General features: G+C 67.3%; 17 protein-coding genes and 1 tRNA gene. 7 read left to right on the forward strand and 11 right to left on the reverse strand.

Annotated features, from left to right (window positions below; genetic code table 11):
* The first annotated feature begins 11 nt into the window (after nt 1–11).
* Complete coding sequence (locus tag DXK93_RS22900) at nt 12–389, forward strand: DUF779 domain-containing protein (RefSeq protein WP_054455269.1); 378 nt, start codon at nt 12–14, stop codon at nt 387–389.
* 30 nt (nt 390–419) lie between these two features.
* Here the strand turns inward: DXK93_RS22900 and DXK93_RS32185 are convergent, their stop codons facing one another.
* From DXK93_RS32185 to DXK93_RS22910, 3 genes are read right to left on the reverse strand one after another with little or no spacing between them, the layout of a single operon-like run.
* The gene (locus tag DXK93_RS32185) at nt 420–587 is read right to left on the reverse strand and encodes a hypothetical protein (protein ID WP_166738452.1); all 168 of its coding nucleotides are present in this window, start codon (nt 585–587) and stop codon (nt 420–422) included.
* Nucleotides 588–628: 41 nt separating this feature from the next.
* Nucleotides 629–1,282: a 2-hydroxychromene-2-carboxylate isomerase gene (locus tag DXK93_RS22905; RefSeq protein ID WP_119451211.1), complete on the reverse strand. Its 654-nt coding sequence runs from the start codon at nt 1,280–1,282 to the stop codon at nt 629–631.
* A 23-nt stretch (nt 1,283–1,305) separates the two neighbouring features.
* Nucleotides 1,306–1,515 (reverse strand): DUF2917 domain-containing protein, encoded by a 210-nt coding sequence (locus DXK93_RS22910; protein ID WP_082401069.1) that lies wholly within the window; start codon nt 1,513–1,515, stop codon nt 1,306–1,308.
* A gap of 171 nt (nt 1,516–1,686) precedes the next feature.
* On the opposite strand from DXK93_RS22910, the gene DXK93_RS22915 reads away from it, so the two are divergent.
* Nucleotides 1,687–2,604: a LysR substrate-binding domain-containing protein gene (locus DXK93_RS22915; RefSeq protein ID WP_054455278.1), complete on the forward strand. Its 918-nt coding sequence runs from the start codon at nt 1,687–1,689 to the stop codon at nt 2,602–2,604.
* A gap of 95 nt (nt 2,605–2,699) precedes the next feature.
* The gene (locus DXK93_RS22920) at nt 2,700–4,766 is read left to right on the forward strand and encodes an LTA synthase family protein (protein WP_119451212.1); all 2,067 of its coding nucleotides are present in this window, start codon (nt 2,700–2,702) and stop codon (nt 4,764–4,766) included.
* A 22-nt stretch (nt 4,767–4,788) separates the two neighbouring features.
* Here the strand turns inward: DXK93_RS22920 and selD are convergent, their stop codons facing one another.
* A complete protein-coding gene (selD, locus tag DXK93_RS22925) occupies nt 4,789–5,853 on the reverse strand; it encodes a selenide, water dikinase SelD (protein WP_119451213.1) in 1,065 nt (354 codons plus the stop codon).
* A gap of 139 nt (nt 5,854–5,992) precedes the next feature.
* Here selD and DXK93_RS22930 point away from each other — a divergent pair, with 139 nt between their 5' ends.
* Together DXK93_RS22930 and DXK93_RS22935 are read left to right on the forward strand one after the other, a co-directional pair.
* A complete protein-coding gene (locus DXK93_RS22930) occupies nt 5,993–7,093 on the forward strand; it encodes a transglutaminase-like domain-containing protein (RefSeq protein ID WP_119451214.1) in 1,101 nt (366 codons plus the stop codon).
* Between the two features lie 31 nt (nt 7,094–7,124).
* A complete protein-coding gene (locus DXK93_RS22935; RefSeq protein ID WP_119451215.1) occupies nt 7,125–7,664 on the forward strand; it encodes a TlpA disulfide reductase family protein in 540 nt (179 codons plus the stop codon).
* 16 nt (nt 7,665–7,680) lie between these two features.
* Here DXK93_RS22935 and DXK93_RS22940 read toward each other — a convergent pair.
* From DXK93_RS22940 to fdnG, 7 genes are all read right to left on the reverse strand, one after another.
* A tRNA-Sec gene (locus tag DXK93_RS22940) sits at nt 7,681–7,776 on the reverse strand.
* 24 nt (nt 7,777–7,800) lie between these two features.
* On the reverse strand, nt 7,801–9,735 hold the full coding sequence (gene selB, locus DXK93_RS22945; protein WP_119451216.1) for a selenocysteine-specific translation elongation factor: 1,935 nt from the start codon (nt 9,733–9,735) through the stop codon (nt 7,801–7,803).
* Nucleotides 9,732–11,162, reverse strand: coding sequence for an L-seryl-tRNA(Sec) selenium transferase (selA, locus tag DXK93_RS22950; protein ID WP_119451217.1), 1,431 nt, complete (start codon nt 11,160–11,162; stop codon nt 9,732–9,734). The genes selB and selA overlap by 4 nt, the downstream gene beginning before the upstream one ends.
* Entirely contained in the window at nt 11,162–12,106 is a 945-nt protein-coding gene (gene fdhE, locus DXK93_RS22955; protein ID WP_119451222.1) for a formate dehydrogenase accessory protein FdhE, read from the reverse strand. The genes selA and fdhE overlap by 1 nt, the downstream gene beginning before the upstream one ends.
* Before the next feature lie 139 nt (nt 12,107–12,245).
* Complete coding sequence (locus DXK93_RS22960; protein WP_119451218.1) at nt 12,246–12,878, reverse strand: formate dehydrogenase subunit gamma; 633 nt, start codon at nt 12,876–12,878, stop codon at nt 12,246–12,248.
* Nucleotides 12,871–13,770, reverse strand: coding sequence for a formate dehydrogenase subunit beta (fdxH, locus tag DXK93_RS22965; RefSeq protein ID WP_054455293.1), 900 nt, complete (start codon nt 13,768–13,770; stop codon nt 12,871–12,873). The genes DXK93_RS22960 and fdxH overlap by 8 nt, the downstream gene beginning before the upstream one ends.
* A gap of 10 nt (nt 13,771–13,780) precedes the next feature.
* Entirely contained in the window at nt 13,781–16,849 is a 3,069-nt protein-coding gene (gene fdnG, locus DXK93_RS22970; protein WP_147400263.1) for a formate dehydrogenase-N subunit alpha, read from the reverse strand.
* Nucleotides 16,850–17,153: 304 nt separating this feature from the next.
* Here fdnG and DXK93_RS22980 point away from each other — a divergent pair, with 304 nt between their 5' ends.
* The gene (locus tag DXK93_RS22980; protein ID WP_119451220.1) at nt 17,154–18,620 is read left to right on the forward strand and encodes a DUF1254 domain-containing protein; all 1,467 of its coding nucleotides are present in this window, start codon (nt 17,154–17,156) and stop codon (nt 18,618–18,620) included.
* A gap of 50 nt (nt 18,621–18,670) precedes the next feature.
* Nucleotides 18,671–19,174 (forward strand): acyl-CoA thioesterase, encoded by a 504-nt coding sequence (locus DXK93_RS22985; protein WP_119451221.1) that lies wholly within the window; start codon nt 18,671–18,673, stop codon nt 19,172–19,174.
* Nucleotides 19,175–19,313: the final 139 nt, after the last annotated feature.

Genomic DNA, 19,313 nt, shown 5'->3' on the forward strand with positions numbered 1-19,313 from the left:
AGGAGCCTGACATGGCAGAGCAAACGCCGCGCGTGGTCGCCACCGACGAGGCGCGCAGCCTGATCGAGACCCTGCGGGCCAAGCATGGCCCGCTGATGTTCCACCAGTCCGGCGGCTGCTGCGACGGCAGTTCGCCCATGTGCTACGCCCAGGGCGAATTCATGGTGGGCGGTTCGGACGTGCTGCTCGGCGAACTGGAAGGCTGCCCGTTCTACATGGGCGAGGACCAGTTCGCGTACTGGGAGCACACCCAACTCATCATCGACGCCGTGCCCGGCCGGGGCGGCGCGTTTTCGCTGGACAGCGCGGAAGGCAAGCGCTTCCTGCTGCGTTCGCGGCTGTACTCGGACGAGGAGTGGGCGCGGGTGGCGCCCGTCAGCAAGGGCTGACTGGCCCCTGCCGGCGTATGGCGCGGGGCCCTAGCGGCCCCGCGAGCCGCCTTGCGGACTGCCCTTGTCCGGCATGCCGACTGCTGCGGCCTGTTTCCACTGGAACGACACGCGCCGGATGCGCGCGGCCCGGAATTGCGTGAACGAACGGCCGCCCGGCATGGGCGCGCCGCGATAGGCACTGCTGGCGTTTTTCATTGCTGAAGTTGGGTTGACGAAAAAACTTGTTTGGGCGGCGCTCAGGCGCGCGTGGCCGATGCATTCCAGGCGCTGGCGGGCGCCTCGCGGCGGGTCCATTCCAGCGCGTCTTCCAGGCGGTCGTTGCCCCAGAACATCTCTCCGTCCACAAAGAACGTGGGTGCCCCGAACAGCCCCAGGTTGCGGGCACGGTCGACCCGGCGGCGCAGCGCCTCCTTGGCGGCTTCGGACTTGCCGCGGGCGATCAGCGCCGCGGCGTCCAGCCCCAGGTCCGTCAGCAGCCCGTGCACCACGTCCTCGGACTGGATGTCCAGGTCGTGCTGGAAATTGGCGCGGAACACCGCCACGCAGAAATCGCGGCCCCAGGGCTCGTCCTGCCCCAGCAGCGCGATGCGGGCGGGCAGCACGCTCATGCGCGGAAACAGGCGGGGACGGTTGTAGACCAGGCCGTACTTTTCGGCCAGGCGGGCGATGTCGCGCATCATGTAGGCGCCCTTGCCCGGAAACAGCCGGAACGGCGTGTCGTTCCAGCCTTGGGCCTGGAAGATAGGACCCAGCAGGAAAGGGCGCAGATCGACCCGCACCCCGGCCTCTTGCGCCAGGGCGTCGATGCGTTCGATGGCCAGATAGCTGTACGGGCTGGCGAAATCGAACCACATCTCGATGCGGGGCGTGTCGGGCAGGGACGCGGTCATGACTGGAGCTCCGGGGCAAGCTGCTACGAAATTAGCGCGACCTGCGCATCCGGCAGGCCGCTGAGAACGACATCGCGATCGCTGCCGACGGTGATGGAATCCCCGGCTTGAAGCACGCTGTCATCGAAGCGCCGGTACTCGGAAAGCCACAAGGTGCCGGCGTGACACACGATGCGGACGCCCGAGGCGTGCTTGAGCAGCATAGTCGAGCCGCCGGCCAAACGGAATGACATTCCCGCAGTGCAACATACCTGGATCATGGCGTACCCCTGGGCCGCGGCGGCGGCGATCGCGGCGGATTGCCGGGCTTTGCGCCCTTACACCCGTCGTCTGAGTCCTATTGAACGCCCTGGAGGTACTATTGCTCAAGCGACATTTCCGTCCGATACGCATGAGTTTTACGAATGCCATATCCGCTGGCCAAACTCCCGCCGCTTGATCTGGTCCGAGGCTTCGTGGCCGTCGGCCGCCGCATGAGCATCACGCTGGCCGCGCAGGATCTGCATGTGACCCAGTCGGCCGTGAGCCGCCAGATCCGGGCGCTGGAGGCCCACCTGGGCGTAGCCCTGCTGGTGCGCGGATTCCGCAGCGTGTCGTTCACCTCCGAGGGCGCGCAGCTGTTCCGAATGGCCGACGTGTGGCTGAGCCAGCTGGGCGACCTGACCGAGCAGCTGCGCGCACCCGAGCGCCGCACGCCCGTTACCGTCACCACGACCATCGGGGTGGCCTCGCTGTGGCTGTTGCCTCGTCTGGGGGACTTCCAGGCGGCGCATCCGCACATCGACGTGCGCGTGGCGGCCGACAACCGGCTGATCGACATCGACCGCGAAAGCGTGGACATCGCCATTCGCTACAGCCTGCGCGATGGCGTGCCAGACAGCGCGGCCTGGCTGTTCGGCGAGGCGGTGGTGCCGGTGGCCCACCCCTCGCTCAAGGCCCGCCTGCTGGATGCCGAGGAACTGCAACGCCATGTGCTGCTGGAATTCGACGACCCGACGCGCCCCTGGCTGCAATGGTCGGAATGGCTGAATGCGCGCGGCCTTGCCCGGGTGCCCGCCCGGGGCATGCTGCGCTTCAACCAGTATGACCAGATCGTGCACGCGGCGCTGGCGGGCCACGGCATCGCGCTGGGCCGGCTGGCGCTGATCGCGCCGATGCTGGCCGACAAACGGCTGGAGGCCGTCGGCGGCCAGGCCGCCAGCGCCACCGAGCACGCCTATTGGCTGGTGCGCAATACACGCCGCGCCACGCCGGACGCCGAGGTCGTCACGCGCTGGCTGATCGAACAGGCCGAAGCCACCGCGCGCGACCTGACCGTGTAGACGCCGCGCCGCGCTACAAAATCCATACAGATCTTCATAACTTGGGATGGCTACTCCGGTAGATTGCGGCGCTGGTCCGTAACCCTGCTCCCAAGATGTTGATTAGGCTTTTCCGTCCGGCGTTCGGGTGGCAAGACTGGTTCGTCAATTTTCAACGATCCTTTCTGGTCCTGCTGGCCCCCTGGCTGATCAGCGTCCTGGCGCAAAGCGCCGGGCGCGGCTACCTGCTGCTGCGCTATGCCGCGCCGGGGACCTATGACGCGTTGCCGCAGGACGTGCGGCGCACCCTGGCGACAGGGCTGCTGTTCGACATCAAGGTCGCCAGCATCGCCTGTTCGGCGCTGCTGCTGCTGTCCATGGCAGCGGCGGCCAGACCCGGCCTGCAACGGCGCTGGCAGCGCCATCTGCCGGGGCTGGGCGCAGCCATGGCGACGCTGTTCGCGGCCATCACGATCATCAGCGTCTTCTACTTCGCCACATTTTCCCGTTCGATCGACATCTTCGTGTTCGGGCTGGTGGACGACGACACCCAGGCCATCCTGATGACCCTGTGGCATGGCTACCCGCTGGCGCAGGCTGGCCTGCTGCTGGCGGCGGTGCTGGCGGGAACCTGGTGGCTCGGCCGCCGTTGGCGTGGCTGGGTGCAAGGCATGCTGTTCAAGCGCCGCGCGTTCATCCCCAGCCTGTTGCGGTTTGCGCTGATCATAGGCGTCACCGTGCTGGCCTGCAGAGGATCGCTGGGCAAGTTTCCGCTCAACAAGGACGACACCAGCATCTCGTCGCTGCGCCTGCTCAACGACATCGCGCCCAATGGCGTCTCTGCCTTTTCCTGGGCCCTGTCCGACCGCGGCAACGACAAGCGCTTCGAACCCGTCACCTTGCGAGAGGGGCGCCAGCTCTATGAGCGCTTCCTGGGCTGGCCGGATGTTGGCCTGCGGCCCTTCATGGCCGCAACCGGGCCCCATCCGGCGGCTGCGGCGCGGCCTCCGCACGTGGTGCTGCAAGTCATGGAGAGCATGGGGGCACACCTGAACTCGTATGACCGTCCGGGGCGCGACGTGCTCGGCGCGCTGCGTCCGCACTGGAGCGAGGACTGGGTGTTCGAGCGCTTCGTGGCCGAAGGCAACGGCACCATCGAATCATTGAGCCTCCTGCTGGTGCGTAGCCCCATTGCGGCCGTCGGCCAATCGTCGGCGGTGGACGCGCCATTCGCCAGCAATGCCTTCACGCCCTTTTTGCAGCGCGGCTACCGGGTCGTCTTCGTTACGTCCGGCGCCGCCACATGGCGCAACCTCGGCGTCTTCGCCACCAAGCTGGGCGCACATGAATTCGTGGACCAGCAGACCCTCAAGGTGCGCTATCCCCAAGCACGGACCGGAACCTGGGGCGTACCGGACGAGTACATGTTCCGCTATATCGAAGAACGGCTGGCGCAAGGCAATCAGGACAGCCAGCCGCTCTTCATCATCGCCTTGTCCACCACTCACCATCCGCCGTTCATCGTGCCCGACGGCGGGCAGCGCGGCGGCCTGCCCCTGGACGATGTGGCCAGCCTGCCCTACTTCAAGACCTGGGATGCGCTGGCTGCCGCATTCGACACGCTGCGTTACGCCAACGATCAGCTGGGTCGCTTCCTGACGCGCCTGAAGGCATCGGACTATGCGTCCCGGACCATCGTCGCCGTGACCGGCGACCACAACATCCTGGGTATCGATTATCAGGACCCGAAGGACGCGGCGCTGGCGCGCGCGGTGCCGTTCTACCTGTACGTGCCGCCGGCCTACCGGGCGCAGGCGCGCTACGACCCGGCGCGCGTGGGCAGCCACAAGGACATTCTGCCCACGCTGTATCACCTGAGCCTGCCGCAAACAGCCTACTTCCGCAGTGGCTGCGACCTGCTGGCCGCCCAGCCCGACCCGGCCTGGTGCTTCGGCTTCAACAGCAAGCACGTGCTGCTGACCGATGAAGGCGTATTCCGGCCGGACAAGCCCGGCCGCATCCTGCCCTGGGCAGGTCCATCAGGGCTGGCGCTGGAGGAAGAGCAGGACGCGACGGCGGAACAATGGGCGGAGCAGGTTCGCCTGAACGCCTACACGGAGCTGCTGCACTGGCAGATCAACTACCAGGTGCAGGAATTGGGCCGCGCCGGCCAGGCGCGCTAGCGCCCAGGCCAGCCAGAGGCCTTCAGTCGACGCGCACTTCCGGCTCGCCCGCCCGCATGTCGCCGATGATGGCCGCCTGCTCGAAGCCGTGCTGGCGGAACAGGTCCAGCACGGCCTGCGCGGCGTCCGGCGAGCAGGCCACCAGCAGTCCGCCGGCGGTCTGCGGATCGGTCAACAAGGCCCGCTCCGTGTCGCTCACGCCCTCGCCCAGGCGCGCGGACGCGCCATAGGAAGCCCAATTGCGGCCGGACGCGCCGGTGATGACGCCGTCCGCGGCAAAGGCCTGCACGCCGGGCAGCCAGGGCAGCGCATCGCGCCGCACATGCGCCGTCAGCTGCGCGCCGCGCGCCATTTCCAGCGTATGTCCCAACAGGCCGAAGCCCGTCACGTCAGTGATGGCGTGCACGCCATCCATCGCGGCCAACGCCGGACCCGGCCGGTTCAGACGGGTGGTCTCGGTGATCATGGCGCGGTAGCCGGCGTCGTCCAGCCGGCTCTTCTTCAGCGCGGCCGACAGGATGCCCACGCCCAGCGCCTTGCCCAGGATCAGCACGTCGCCGGCGCGCGCATCAGCATTGCGCTTGATGCGGCCGGGATGCACCAGGCCCATCGCCGCCAGGCCGTAGATGGGTTCGACGGAGTCGATGCTATGGCCGCCCGCCACGGGAATGCCGGCGTCCTTGCAGACGGCTTCGCCGCCGCGCAGGATGTCGGCGATGACGCTGTGCGGCAGCACGTTGATCGGCATGCCCACGATGGCCAGCGCCATGATGGGCGTGCCGCCCATCGCGTACACGTCCGACAGCGCATTGGTCGCGGCGATGCGGCCGAAGTCGTAGGGGTCGTCGACGATGGGCATGAAGAAATCGGTGGTGGCGATGAGCGCCTGCTCGTCGTTCAGCCGGTAGACCGCCGCGTCGTCGGCCGTCTCGGTGCCCACCAGCAGATCAGGGTAGCTGACCGCCGGGCCGAAGCGCTTGAGCAACTCGGACAGCACGCCGGGTGCGATCTTGCAGCCGCAGCCGCCGCCGTGCGAAAGCGAAGTCAATCGCGGCACCGCCGCGCTGGCAACATCCTGGGTGGTCATCTGAATCTCCATAGGTCAGTGGAAAAGGATAGCACCGCCCCCGGGATTGGCCCTATGATGATCCGGCAGCACGCAGCAACGGACGGCCGCCCGGCCCCGGGCGCACCGACAGCCAATCTTCACCGTGAGTGAGGGCTATATGGATCGCCGACATTTCCTCCGTTTCTCGGGCGCCCTGTGCGCCGCCAGCGCGGCCCTGCCCAGGGCGGCGCACGCGGGACTCGCCCCTGTCAGCGCCGGATGGCGCGCCTTCGAACTGACCACCGACATCACCGTGCAGGATCCGGGCGCGCACGCGCGCATCTGGATCCCGGTACCCTACTCCACTGACACCACCTACCAGCGCGGCGCGCAGAGCGCCTGGCAGGTCAGCGGCGGCGGCGTGGCCCAACTGACCCAGGCGCCCGGCTACGGCGTGCAGATGCTTGCCGTGCAATGGCCGGACGCGCAGGCGCCGCGCCAGGTCACGGTCACCAGCCGCTTCCAGACCCGCAACCGGCGCGTGGACCTGAGCCAGCCGCCCGCGGCCGACGTCCCCCGTGAAAGCGCGGCCGCGCTACGCGAATTCCTCCAGCCTACCGCGCTGCTGCCCACCGACGGCATCGTCAAGAGCACCGCCGACCGCATCACCCGCGGCCACCGCGGCGATCTGGCGCAGGCCCGCGCCATCTACGAATGGGTGGTCGAGAACACCTGCAGAACCGCGTCCACCCGCGGCTGCGGCGTGGGCGACGTGCGCTACATGCTCACGGCCAATGATCTGAACGGCAAGTGCGCCGACATCAACTCCCTGTTTGTCGCACTGGCCCGCGCCGCCGGCATACCGGCCCGCGATGCCTATGGCCTGCGGGTGGCGGACTCCGAGTTCGGCTACAAAAGCCTGGGCAAGGCGGGCGACGTCACCAAGGCGCAGCATTGCCGCGCCGAGTTCTATGCCGCGGGCTACGGCTGGGTGCCGGTGGACCCTGCCGATGTGCGCAAGGTCATGCTGGAAGAGCCGCCCGGCGAACTGCCGCTGACCGATGCCAAGGTTCGCGCCGCGCGCGTCATGCTGTTCGGCGCCTGGGAGATGAACTGGGTGGCATACAACCACGGCCACGACGTGGTCCTGCCGGGCGCTGCCCACGGTCCCGTGCCTTTCCTGATGTATCCCAACGGCGAAACCTCGGACGGCCGACTGGACAGCCTGGATCCCGCCAGCTTCAGCTACAAGCTCAGCGCCAGGCCGCTTTCCCTCTGAGTCCGCCTGCTGCCCACCCACGGGGACCGCCATGATCAGCCGCCGTCTACTCCTGCAGTCCGGCCTGTCGCTGGCGGCCCTGCCCTGGTATGCCCGGGCCGCCAGCGACGATGCGCTCAAGAAGGCCACCGGCCCGGACTGGGCGCCCTGGACCGCATCCACGCCGCCGCTGGCCCTGCCCGATCTGGCCGGCCGCGAAAAGAAGCTCGCCGCCTGGCGCGGCAACCTGATCATCGTCAGCTTCTGGGCCACCTCGTGCGACCCTTGCCGCGATGAAATCCCCATCATGTCCGCCATGGCCAAACGTCACCGCGAAGAAGGCCTGCGCCTGGTGGCCGTGAACGTCGGCGATTCGGCGGCCAGGATCAACGCCTTTCTGGCGAAATGGCCGGTCGCGGGTACCGTGCTGCACGACAGGAACAGCACGGCGTCAAAGCAATGGGATGCAGTCGGCCTGCCCGCAAACTATCTGGTGGACCGCGGCGGATCCGTCCGATATTGGCATCTGGGACAACTGGACTGGAAATCGGACCGGGTAGGCGGCGTGGTGACAGGGATGCTGCGGGCTTAGCGCGCCGCGCAAGGGATGGCGGAAGGCAGCAGGAGTCGAACCTACCTGGGAACGTCTGACGCCCCCAACTGGGTTTGAAGCCCAGCCGTGCCACCGGGCACGAATGCCTTCCACGGTGGCCGCCCATGATACCGGGTTACTGCGCCTGCCGCGGGCTTCCGTAGGCGCTTTCCTGGCGCAACACGTGCGTGTCGCGCAAACGCCGCGTGTACCCCACGCGGTCGAAGAACTCCAGGATCTGGATCGCGCGCTTTCTGCCCAGGCCCGTAGCGTCGCGGAACGACGCGGCGTTCAAGCCCGCGGGCTGCGCCGCCAGGCCTTGCGCAAGCACTGCCAACGCCGCCACCTGGTCGCGGTGATAGAACAGGTCCTTCACCACCTGGGCCACTTCGCCGCGCCGCAGCAGCTTGCGCAGCAGCTGCCGCATGCGGTCCTCGGGCTCGCCCAGCGTGCGGGCGAGATCCCGCACCCAGGGCGGGTCGAAGGCGCCGGCCGCCAGCAGGGGCAGCACGCGCCCGGCCAGCGCCGACTCCTCGGGCGCCAAGGTTGCGCTATGACCCGGCAGGTGCAGCCAGGGACCATTGCGCACGATGCGGCCATCGCGCTGCAGATCGTCCAGCGCCGCCTGCCACAGCGCATCCGGGCCGATGGGCATGGCCATGCGGCGCAAGCGCGGGCCGTCAGGGCCTGGCTCGTCGGGCGCGCCTTGATGGAAGGCCGCCAGCGCCTGTTCCACGCGCGCGCGCAGCGCGTCCCAATGGGCAGTCAGGATCAGGGTGCGCGGCGCCTGCGGCGTGCGCGCCTCCAGCCATACCGCAGCGGGCGGCGCAGCGATCTCATTTACAGGCTTGCCCGTCAGGCGCTGCAAGGCGTCTTCGTCCAGCCCCAGCGCAGCGTGCTCCAGCACGGGATGCAGGCCGGCGCCGTCCAGCATGGCCGCCAGCGCCTGCAGCCACTGCATGCGCGCGGCGGACCGGCGCTTGCGGTCAGGAGCGTTCGGGTCCAGCACCCGGCCGCCGCCGACCGTGCGCGTGGCCTGCGCGTTGCGCACAATGTAGCGGTCGCCCGGCATGACGCAGACGGGTTCGTCGAACACCAGCTGCACCCAGCCGGACTGTCCCGGGGCAAGCGATTCCGCGCTCAGCGGCACCACGTGCGCCACGTGACGCGCGGCGCCGATGTGCACATGCAGCGGCGCCCATGCGCGCACCGGCGCGTCGGCGGTTGCCAGCAGCGTCAGCGCCACGTCGACATGGCGCGACGGCAAAAAGCAGCGCGCATCCGCGATCCAGTCGCCGCGCGCGATGGCGTTCTTGTCCATGCCGGCGAGATTCAAGGCGCAACGTTGGCCGGCCGCGCCGGTTTCGCTGCGCTGGTTCTGGGCATGGATGCTGCGCACGCGTACGCGTGTGCCGGCAGGCATCAGCCGCAGGTCGGCAGCGTCGTCGTCCGCCCGCGCCAGTCCGGCATGGGCCGTGCCTGTCACCACCGTGCCGTGGCCGGCCAGGGTGAACACGCGATCGACGGCCAGCCGGAACAGGCCCGCGCTGTCGCGCTGGCGCAGGGCTTGAGCCTCGCCGTGCAGATAGTCTTTCAGTTCCGCCACGCCCGGGTCGCCGGCCTGCGACGCGCATACGGCGTACAGCGGCGCGTCCTGCAGGAAGGTACCCGCGGACAGTTCGGCGATTTCCGCGCGCACTGCCTGCAGCCGCCCGGCATCGGCGCGGTCGGTCTTGGTCAGCGCCACCGCGCCGCGTTCCACGCCCAGCAGGATCAGGATCGCCAGGTGTTCGCGCGTCTGCGGCATGACGCCGTCGTCCGCCGCCACCACCAGCAGGCCGAAATCAATGCCGCTGGCGCCGGCCGCCATGGTGTGCACAAGCTTCTCGTGCCCGGGCACGTCGATGAAGCCCAGCACGTCGCCGTTGGGCAACGGGGTGTAGGCATAGCCCAGCTCGATGGAAATCCCGCGCGCCTTCTCTTCCTTGAGCCTGTCGGTATCGATGCCGGTCAGCGCCCGCACCAGCGTGGTCTTGCCGTGATCGATATGGCCTGCGGTGCCGATGATCACGCCAGGCGCTCCGCGAGTTGCGCGGCGAAGGCCGGTTCGTCGCGCGCTTCCAGGCAACGCAGATCCAGCCATAGGGCGTCGTCCGCAATGCGGCCGATCACGGGCACGGGCAGGCGGCGCAATTGCGTCTCCAGTTTGTCCAGGTGCCGGCCGGCGCGGCCGCTGCCGGTGTAGCGCGCGGCCAGGCCGTAGCTGGGCAGCTGGTCCACGGGCAAGGCGCCGCTGCCGATCTGGCTGAACATGGGCACGGCCTCTACCGCGTAGTGCTCGCCCGCCGCATGCGCCAGGACGCCGCGCAGGCGCTCGGCCTGCGGCTGGATGTCGCGTTGCGGGCGGGTCAACAAGCGCAGCGTGGTCAAGCGATCGGCCAGGAATTCGGGCGCGCGGTACAGGCCCAACACCGGCTCCAAGGCCGCCAGCGTCAGCTTGCTGACGCGCAGCGCGCGCTTGAGCGGATTCTTCTTGATCTTGCGGATCAGGTCCTTGCGGCCCACCAGCAGGCCGGCCTGCGGGCCGCCCAGCAGTTTGTCGCCGCTGAAGGTGACCAGGTCCGCGCCGGCCGCGATGGTTTCGCGCACGGTGTCTTCCTTGGGCAGGCCGAACTGGGTCAGGTCGACCAGCGTGCCGCTGCCCAGGTCCACGGTAGCGGGCAGGCCGCGCGCGTGCGCCAGCGCCGCCACCTCGGCCACGCTCACGCTCTTGGTGAAACCGGTGACCGCGTAGTTGCTGCAATGCACCTTCATCAGCATGGCGGTACGCGGGCCGATGGCGTTTTCGTAATCGGCGGCATGGGTGCGGTTGGTGGTGCCGACTTCGACCAGCTTGGCCCCGGCGCGCTTCATGATGTCCGGAATGCGGAACGCGCCGCCGATCTCGACCAGTTCGCCCCGGGACACCACGACTTCGCGCCGGTCTGCCAGGGCATTGAGCATCAGCAATACGGCGGCCGCATTGTTGTTGACGACGGTGGCGGCCTCGGCCCCCGTCAGGTCGCACAACAGTTCGTCGATCAGGTCGTCGCGGTCGCCGCGCCCGCCGGTGTCCAGGTCGAACTCCAGGTTGGCGGGGGTGGTGAGGGCGCGCAGCACCGACGCCACCGCCTCGTCGGGCAGCAGCGCCCGGCCCAGATTGGTGTGCAACACCGTACCGGTCAGGTTGTACACGGCCCGCAGCCTGGGCTCGGCGGCGCGGGCCAGGGCCGCGGCCACGCGCGCCGCCACGGCGTCGGCTTCCAATTCCTGGCGCGGCAACCCGCCGGCCAGCGCGCGTTCGCGCATCGCGTCCAGGTCGCGGCGCAGGGCCGCCACCACCTGCGTGCGGCCGTGCCCGTCCAGCGCGGCGCGCATGGCCGGCGCATTCAGCAACCGGTCCAGCGACGGGATCTCCGAGACCGCGGCCACGCCGCCTGCGGGCGCTGGCGCGGCCATTACTGCTCTGCTCCCGGCTCCGATCCGTGCCACAGCAACGGATTGCCGCTGGCCCGCGAATAGCCGGCCTCGCCGACCAGCACGTCCAGCATCAGGCTGGCCAGGTCGTCGGCCACGGGCTCCACCTGCAGGTCCTTGTCCTGGTAGAAGATCTTGCGATAGGTGTGGCAGTGGTCGCAGGTTTCGGCCTTGATGGCGGGCGTGCGGCCCTCGATGGCCTGGTAGGCCACCGATTCCACGTCTTCGCAATGCGAGCATTTCACCCGCACCATGTGCCACTGGGTCGCGCACAGGCTGCAGCACAGGTAGCGGTAGCCTTCGAACTGCCCGCCCACGCGGACCACGCTGGCCACCGGCAGGCTGGCGCAAACGGGACAGACGCCAAAGGGACTGGCCACTGGCAACTGCTTTTCGTCGAAACGGCTGGCCAGATCGGTCCAATAGACTTGCAGGGCCGCCATCACGAAGGGCGCCGCGGCGCCGTCCACGCCCTGGTCCTGCTCGGACAGCACGGCCTCGGCCAGATCCTCCAGCGACTCCGGGGACTCGGTCAGCGCGCGGCGCAGGCCGGCGCAGACTTCGATGGCCTCGGCCGGCACGTCCTTGGCGCTGGCGACGAGGTCCAGCAGCTGGCCCAGGATGTTGCGCCACAAGGGGTCGCGCGGCCAGCCCACGGCCTGCAGGGGCGGCATGCCATGCGCCTGCGCCAGCGAAATGCGCTCCTCGGAGGCCGCGGGCGCGGCGCAATCCTGCAGGGCGCGGTGCTGGGCGTCGACCAGATGCGCCATCAGCAGCAGGTAGTCGGCCACCGGGCTATCCGCCGCCAGCTGCCGCAAGCGGGCTGCACGCGTGGCAAAAACCGACGCGCGGTCCGGCAGGCTGACTTGGGGAATGCGGTTATGGTCTAGCGCTTCGATCTCGCCGCGCGGAAGAATTCGCTGCACTTGCGTCTCCAGATAAAAAAACACGGCTGCCAGCCTTCAAGGAGAAGGATAGCAGCCGTTGGGCGGGTGCGTGGGCGCCAGGAGAGGCCCATTTGCCGCAGAGCAAGCGGGACGCGCCTGCCAGCGCGCCCCGTCAGCTTTATTTTCTGATTTGTTCGCGGAACCAGGCGCGGTGATGCTTCCACGCCCAACCCGCCGTCACATACCCGCGCAGCATCGCGGTCAGCGAACCCTTGACCCAAATGGCAGCGTAGATGTGCACGATGATGGCGCAGATCAGCACCAGCGCGCTGACGGCATGCACCACCGAGGCGGCGCGGATGACCCAGATCGGGAAGTAGAACGCGAAGTACTCGCGCCAGATCACGATGCCGCTGACGAACAGGCCCAGCATGCAGAGGATCAACACGTAGAACAGCAGCTTCTGGCCGGCGTTGTACTTGCCGACTTCCGGGAGCTTTTCCTCGCGGTTCTCGACCACGTCGTTCAGTTGCCGCATCCACTGGCGATCGGCCTTCGTCATGAGGTTGTGCCGCCACATGTGGCCGGCGAACACGACGAAGCAGACGAACATCACGATCCCGATGAAGGGATGCAGGATGCGCGTCCAGGGACCGCCCCCGAACAGGTTGGTCAGCCAGTACATGGACGGGTGGAACAGCGCCAGTCCGGACAGCGCCAACAGGATGAACGTGAAGGCGATGATCCAGTGGTTGGTGCGCTCACCTGGCGTGTAGCGCTTGATCCGGCGGTGATGGCGGTCTTCACTCATGGCGCACCTCCTCTTCGGCACGGCGTTCGTCTTCCTCGGACACCTCGTTGCGGCCAACGCGGGCGTAGTGGAAGAAGCCCGCCAGCGCGGTCAGGGCCATGGCGGCCACGCCCAGCGGTTTGGCCAGGCCCTTCCACAGCGAAACCATGGGGCTGATCTGCGGGTCCTTGGGCAGCCCGTGGTACAGCCCGGGCTGGTCGGCGTGATGCAGCACGTACATGACGTGGGTGCCGCCCACGCCCTGCGGGTCATACAGGCCGGCCTTGTCGAAGCCGCGCGACTTGAGGTCGACGATCCGCTCCTCGGCGTGCTGCGTCATGTCTTCCTTGGTGCCGAAGACGATGGCGCCGGTAGGACAAGCCTTGACGCAGGCCGGCTCCTGGCCGACGGCCACGCGGTCGGAACACAGGGTGCACTTGTACGCCTTGTGGTCCTTCTTGGAGATGCGCGGCACGTTGAACGGACAGCCAGTGATGCAGTAGCCGCAACCGATGCAGTTCTCTTCGTGGAAATCCACGATGCCGTTGTTGTACTGGATGATGGCGCCCGGCGAGGGACAGGCCTTCAGGCAGCCCGGGTCCTCGCAGTGCATGCAGCCGTCCTTGCGGATCAGCCATTCCAGGTCGCCTTGCGGATTCTCGTATTCGGAGAAGCGCATGACGGTCCAGGAATGCTCGGTCAGGTCGGCAGGGTTGTCGTAGACGCCCACGTTGGTGCCGATCTCGTCGCGCAGATCGTTCCATTCCATACAGGCGCTTTGGCAAGCCTTGCAGCCGATGCACTTGGAGACGTCGATCAGCTTGGCCACCGAGCCCGTGACGGGCTCGCGGATGCCCGGCGGCGGCGTGGTGGTGGCGGAGCGCCGCTTGATGTCTAGGGATTGCATGGACATGTCGGTCTCCTTAGGCCTTCTCGACCTGCACCAGGAACGACTTGAATTCCGGCGTCTGGGAATTCCCGTCGCCCACGAACGGCGTCAGGGTGTTGGTGAGGAAGCCAGGCTTGGCCAGGCCCACGAAGCCCCAGTGGATGGGGATGCCCACGTGGTGCACGGTCTTGCCCTCGATGGTCAGCGCGCGCAAGCGCTTGGTGACCAGCGCCACCGCCTTGATGTAGCCGCGGTTGGACGACACCTTCACGCGCGACCCGTTGGCAATGCCCAATTCCTTGGCCAGCGCCTCGCCGATCTCCACGAACTGCTCCGGCTGGAGGATCGAGTTGATGCGGACGTGCTTGGTCCAGTAGTGGAAGTGCTCGGTCAGGCGGTAGGTCGTGGCCACGTAGGGGAACTTGTCCACGGTGCCCATCGCGGCCAGGTCGTCCTTGAAGACCCGCGCGGCCGGATTGCTGGTGACGCCCTTGGCCTTAGGATACAGCGGGTTGTAGCCCAGCGGCGTCTCGAAGGGTTCGTAGTGCTCGGGGAACGGCCCTTCGGCCATGCCCGCCCGCGCGAAGAAGCGCGCCACACCCTCGGGGTTCATGATGAACGGACCCATGCCGCCGTCGGGATTTTCATCGCCCTTGAAGTCGGGGATGTCCGCGCCGGTCCAGAACTTGCCGTTCCAGGAGATCAGGCTGCGGCGCGGATCGAAGGGCTTGCCCGCCACGTCACAGGAGGCGCGGTTGTACAGGATGCGGCGATTGGCCGGCCACGCCCAGGCCCAGTTCAGGGTCTGGCCGATGCCGGTCGGATCGCTGTTGTCGCGCCGCGCCATCAGGTTGCCGCCAGGCCCCCAGGCGCCCGCGAAGATCCAACAGCCGCTGATGGTGGAGCCATCGTCGCGCAGTTCCGCGAAGCCGGCCAGTTGCTCGCCGGCCTTGCGGGTGACCTTGGAAGGATCCTTGGGGTCGGTCAGTTCCACCAGTGCCTTGCCGGTGTATTCCTTGGCCAGCTCTTCGGCGGTGGGATTCTGCGGATTGGAGTACGGCCACGACAGGTTGACGATGGGATCGGGATACTTGCCGCCCTCGTCCTGGTACATCTTGCGCAGGCGCGTGAACAGCAGCGCCATGATCTCGATGTCGCTCTTGGCTTCGCCCGGAGGCTCCGCGCCCTTCCAGTGCCATTGCAGCCAGCGGCCGGAGTTCACCAGCGTGCCGTCTTCCTCGGCGAAACAGGTGGTCGGCAGACGGAAGACCTCGGTCTGGATCTTGGACGGATCCACATCGTTGGCCTCGCCCGCGTTGCGCCAGAACTCGGAGGTCTCGGTGACCAGCGGATCCATGATGACCAGGAACTTCAGCTTGGCGAAACCGGCGTTCAGCTTGGCCTTGTTGGGCGCGGCCGCCAGGGGGTTGAAGCCCTGGGCGATGTAGCCATTCATCTTGCCCTGGTTCATGAGCTCGTAGACCTGCAGCATGTCGTAGAGCTTGTCCAGCTTGGGCAGGTAGTCGAACGCCCAGTTGTTTTCGGCCGTGGCGGACTTGCCCCACCAGGCCTTCATCAGGCTCACGTGGAACTTGCTGTAGTTCTGCCAGTAGCTAAGCTGATTGGGCCGCAGGGGTTTCTGCGTGCGCGACTCGATGTACTTGCCGTAGTCCTGCTCGGGCTCGTTGGGCAGGGTCATGTAGCCGGGCAGCAGGTTCGACATCAGGCCCAGATCGGTCAGGCCCTGGATGTTCGAGTGCCCGCGCAGCGCGTTCATGCCGCCGCCGGCGATGCCGATGTTGCCCAGCAGCAGCTGCACCATCGCGCCCGTGCGGATGATCTGCGAACCGATGGAGTGCTGCGTCCACCCCAGCGCGTAGAGGATGGTCGCGGCGCGGTTGGTGGTGGCGGTGGAAGCCAGCATCTCGCACACCTTCAGGAACTTGTCCTTGGGCGTGCCGCAGACGCGCTCGACCATGTCTTCGGTGTAGCGCGAGTAGTGCTTCTTCAGCAGCTGGTAGACGGTGCGCGGATGCGCCAGCGTCGGGTCCGTCTTGACGTAGCCGTCGTCGCCGCGCTCGTAGTCCCAGCTGGCCTTGTTGTAGGTGCGCTTTTCGGCGTCGTAGCCGGAATACAGGCCTGCGTCGAACGCGAAGTCCTCGCGCACGATGAAGGAAAAGTCCGTGTAGTTGCGCACGTACTCGTGCTGGATCTTGTCGTTGTCCAGCAGATACTTGATGACGCCGCCCAAGAAGATGATGTCGGTGCCGGTGCGTATGGGCGCGTAGAAGTCCGCCACGGATGCCGAGCGCGTAAAGCGCGGATCCACGACGATCAGCTTTGCCTTGTTATGGGCCTTTGCTTCCGTGACCCATTTGAACCCGCAAGGGTGGGCCTCGGCGGCATTGCCGCCCATGATCAGTACTACGTCCGCGTTCTTGATGTCGACCCAATGGTTCGTCATCGCTCCACGGCCAAACGTCGGGGCAAGACCTGCCACCGTCGGGCCATGTCAGACACGGGCTTGGTTATCGAACGCCAGTATCCCCATGCTGCGCACAGTCTTGTGCGTGATGTAGCCGACCTCGTTGCTGCTTGCCGAGGCCGCCAGCATGCCGGTGGTCAGCCACCGGTTGACGGTCTTGCCGTCCGCGGTCTTCTCGACGAAGTTCGCGTCGCGGTCCGCCTTCATGAGCTTGGTGATGCGGGTCAGGGCGTCGTCCCACGACATCCGCACCCACTTGTCCGAACCTGGAGCCCGGTATTCCGGGTACTTCAGGCGGTTGGGGCTGTGGATGAAGTCGATCAGGGCAGCGCCCTTCGGACAGAGCGTGCCGCGGTTGACGGGGTGGTCGGGGTCGCCTTCGATGTGCATGATGCTGGCACGGGCGTTCTTGGAGCCGTCGCCCAAGCCGTACATCAGCAGTCCACAGGCGACCGAACAGTAGGGACAGGTGTTGCGCGTTTCAGTCATGCGCGCAAGCTTGTACTGGCGGACTTCGGCCATGGCCGTGCCGGGGGCTGCCCCCAGCAAAGCCAGGCTGGAGCCTGCCAGCGTCGCACCGGTCACCTTGAAGAACTGGCGGCGATTCATGTTGACCATGAAACACTCCTCTCCTGGTGAAATGGAGGAAGCCGTTGGCTGGCCGAAGCAAAAAGCCCTACGGTTTCCAAGGATATTTTTCCAAGTATAGGCTTTGCGGGACGGACGCGCCATGGCATCCGGCCCCAAAGAGACCTTCCTTATGTCTGAAATTTGGCGGCGAAATAGGGTTTTTTCGCAGATTTTGGATGATCCTGCGGCTGCTACCATTCCCGGCTGCCTGGACTGGCCCCCACGCTCCCCATTCGGGGACGCCGCGCCTCCAGCCTTCCCTCCTGTTTTCCGCATGACCGTAGGAGCGCCGATGCGCCGCCTTGTTGCCCTGGCCCTGTCCATCACCGCCGCGCTCGCGCCCGCCACGCTGACCCGCGCGGCCCCGGCCGCGCTGACTCCCGCGGCGGCGGCCACCGAGGCCGCCCACCAGGCGGGCATGGAAGGCTATCTGTACTTCTATCCGCTGGTCACGATGGACCTGACCCGCCGCCAGTTCACCCATCCGTCCCGCGGCAACGACGGCGCGCCGGCCAACACCTTTCTGCACGCGCGCGCGCTGCCGCAGCCGGGCGCCGCCACGCCCTGGGCCAACCCCGACATGCTGCGCAGCGTCGGCTGGCTGGACCTGACGTCCGGGCCGGTGGTGCTGTCGGTGCCGGATACCCAAGGCCGGCTCTATACGCTGACGCTGCTGGACATGTGGACCGACGTGTTCGCCACGCTGGGCAAGCGCAGCACCGGCACGGCCAAGGGCAATACCGTGATCGTTCCGCCGGGCTGGAACGGCGTGCTGCCCTCGGGCATGGCGCGCATCGATGCGCCCACCGCCTATGTTTGGGCCAAGAATCTGATCCAGGCCGATGGGCCTGCCGATTACCCCGCGGTCCACGCCTTGCAGGACGGCTTCCTGGTGACGCCGCTGGCGCAATGGAACCTGCCCGCGCAGGCGCAGCGGTTGAAGGCCGATCCTTCCCTGAATCTGCGCATCCCCGTGCGCGAGCAGGTCGAATCCATGCCGACCGACGCCTACTTCGAATATGCGGCGGAGCTGCTGCGCAAGAACCCGCCGCATGCCACCGACCAGCCGGTGCTGGCCAGGCTGCGCGGCGCCGGGCTGGTCGCCGGCCGGCCATTCGACTTCGCCCAGCTCGACCATCCCGCCAAACAGGGCTTGCGCCGCGGCCTGCGGGCGGCGCGCGAGCGCATGACGGCGGCAGCCGGCGCCACGGTGCGCAGCGTCAACGGCTGGCACCAGGAAACCGCCAGCATCGGCGTCTACGGCAATTCCTATCTGCGGCGCGCCCTGGCGGCGCAGGCGCAGCCGGGCGCGGGCCTGCCCGAAGACCTGAGCGTGCTGCTGCTGGCGGCCGACAGCCAGGGCGCACCGCTGGATGGCGCGCATGGCTACACGCTGCATTTCGAAGGCGGCCAATTGCCGCCCGCCGCGGCGCTGTGGTCGCTGGCGGCCTATGACGCGCAAGGCATGCCGTCGGCCAATCCGCTGAACCGCTACGCGCTGGGCGACCGCGACCCGCTGCGCTACAACGCCGACGGTTCGCTGGACCTGCGCATCAGCCATGCGCCGCCCGCGCCCGAGGAACAGTCCAACTGGCTGCCGCTGCCTGCCGCCGGCGCGGTCAGCGTGCTGCTGCGCGTGTATGCGCCGGAACCCGCCCTGCTGGACGGATTGTGGACGCCCCCCGCCCTGCTGCGCGACACCCCGCCCGAAGAAGCGGCGCAAGAAACCCCGCAAGCCGCTGAAAAGACGCAGCCATGACAGGCGCCTGCCGCTACCATAGGCGTTTTATCCAAGATTGAACGCCCGCCATGGACGAAGCCTTTAGCCACCAATTGTCGATGACCATCCTGATGACGCCGGACATGGCGAATTTCTCAGGGAATGTGCACGGCGGAACCATCCTCAAGTACCTGGACCAGGTGGCCTACGCCTGTGCCAGCCGGTACGCCGGCCAATATGTGGTGACCCTGTCCGTGGACCAGGTCGTGTTCCGCGAACCGATCCACGTGGGCGAACTGGTGACCTTTCTGGCGGCGGTGAACTACACCGGCCGCACGTCCATGGAAATCGGCATCAAGGTCGTCACCGAGGATATCCGCAAGAAGCTCGTGCGCCACACCAACAGCTGCTATTTCACGATGGTTGCGGTGGATGATCAGGGCGCGCCGACCGCGGTGCCGCCGCTGGAACCGCGCAACCTGGAAGAGAAGCAACGCATGGAAGCCGCCCGGCTGCGCCGCGAACTGCGCCAGGAAATGGAACGCCGGCACGGCGAGATCAAGCGCGAAACCACGCACGACGCGCAACCCTGAAACGGAATTCCCTGCCCGCCCAAAACAAAACGAGCCCAGCTGAACTGACCCCCGAAAGTTGGACGTAGATCCAACCTTTGGGGGTTTTTGCATGACGAAGTACGACGAGCAGTTCAAGCTCAAGGCGGTTAGGAAGTAT

The organism is Achromobacter sp. K91 (genome assembly GCF_003576205.1).
GTDB classification, from domain to species: Bacteria; Pseudomonadota; Gammaproteobacteria; order Burkholderiales; family Burkholderiaceae_B; genus Achromobacter; species Achromobacter aegrifaciens.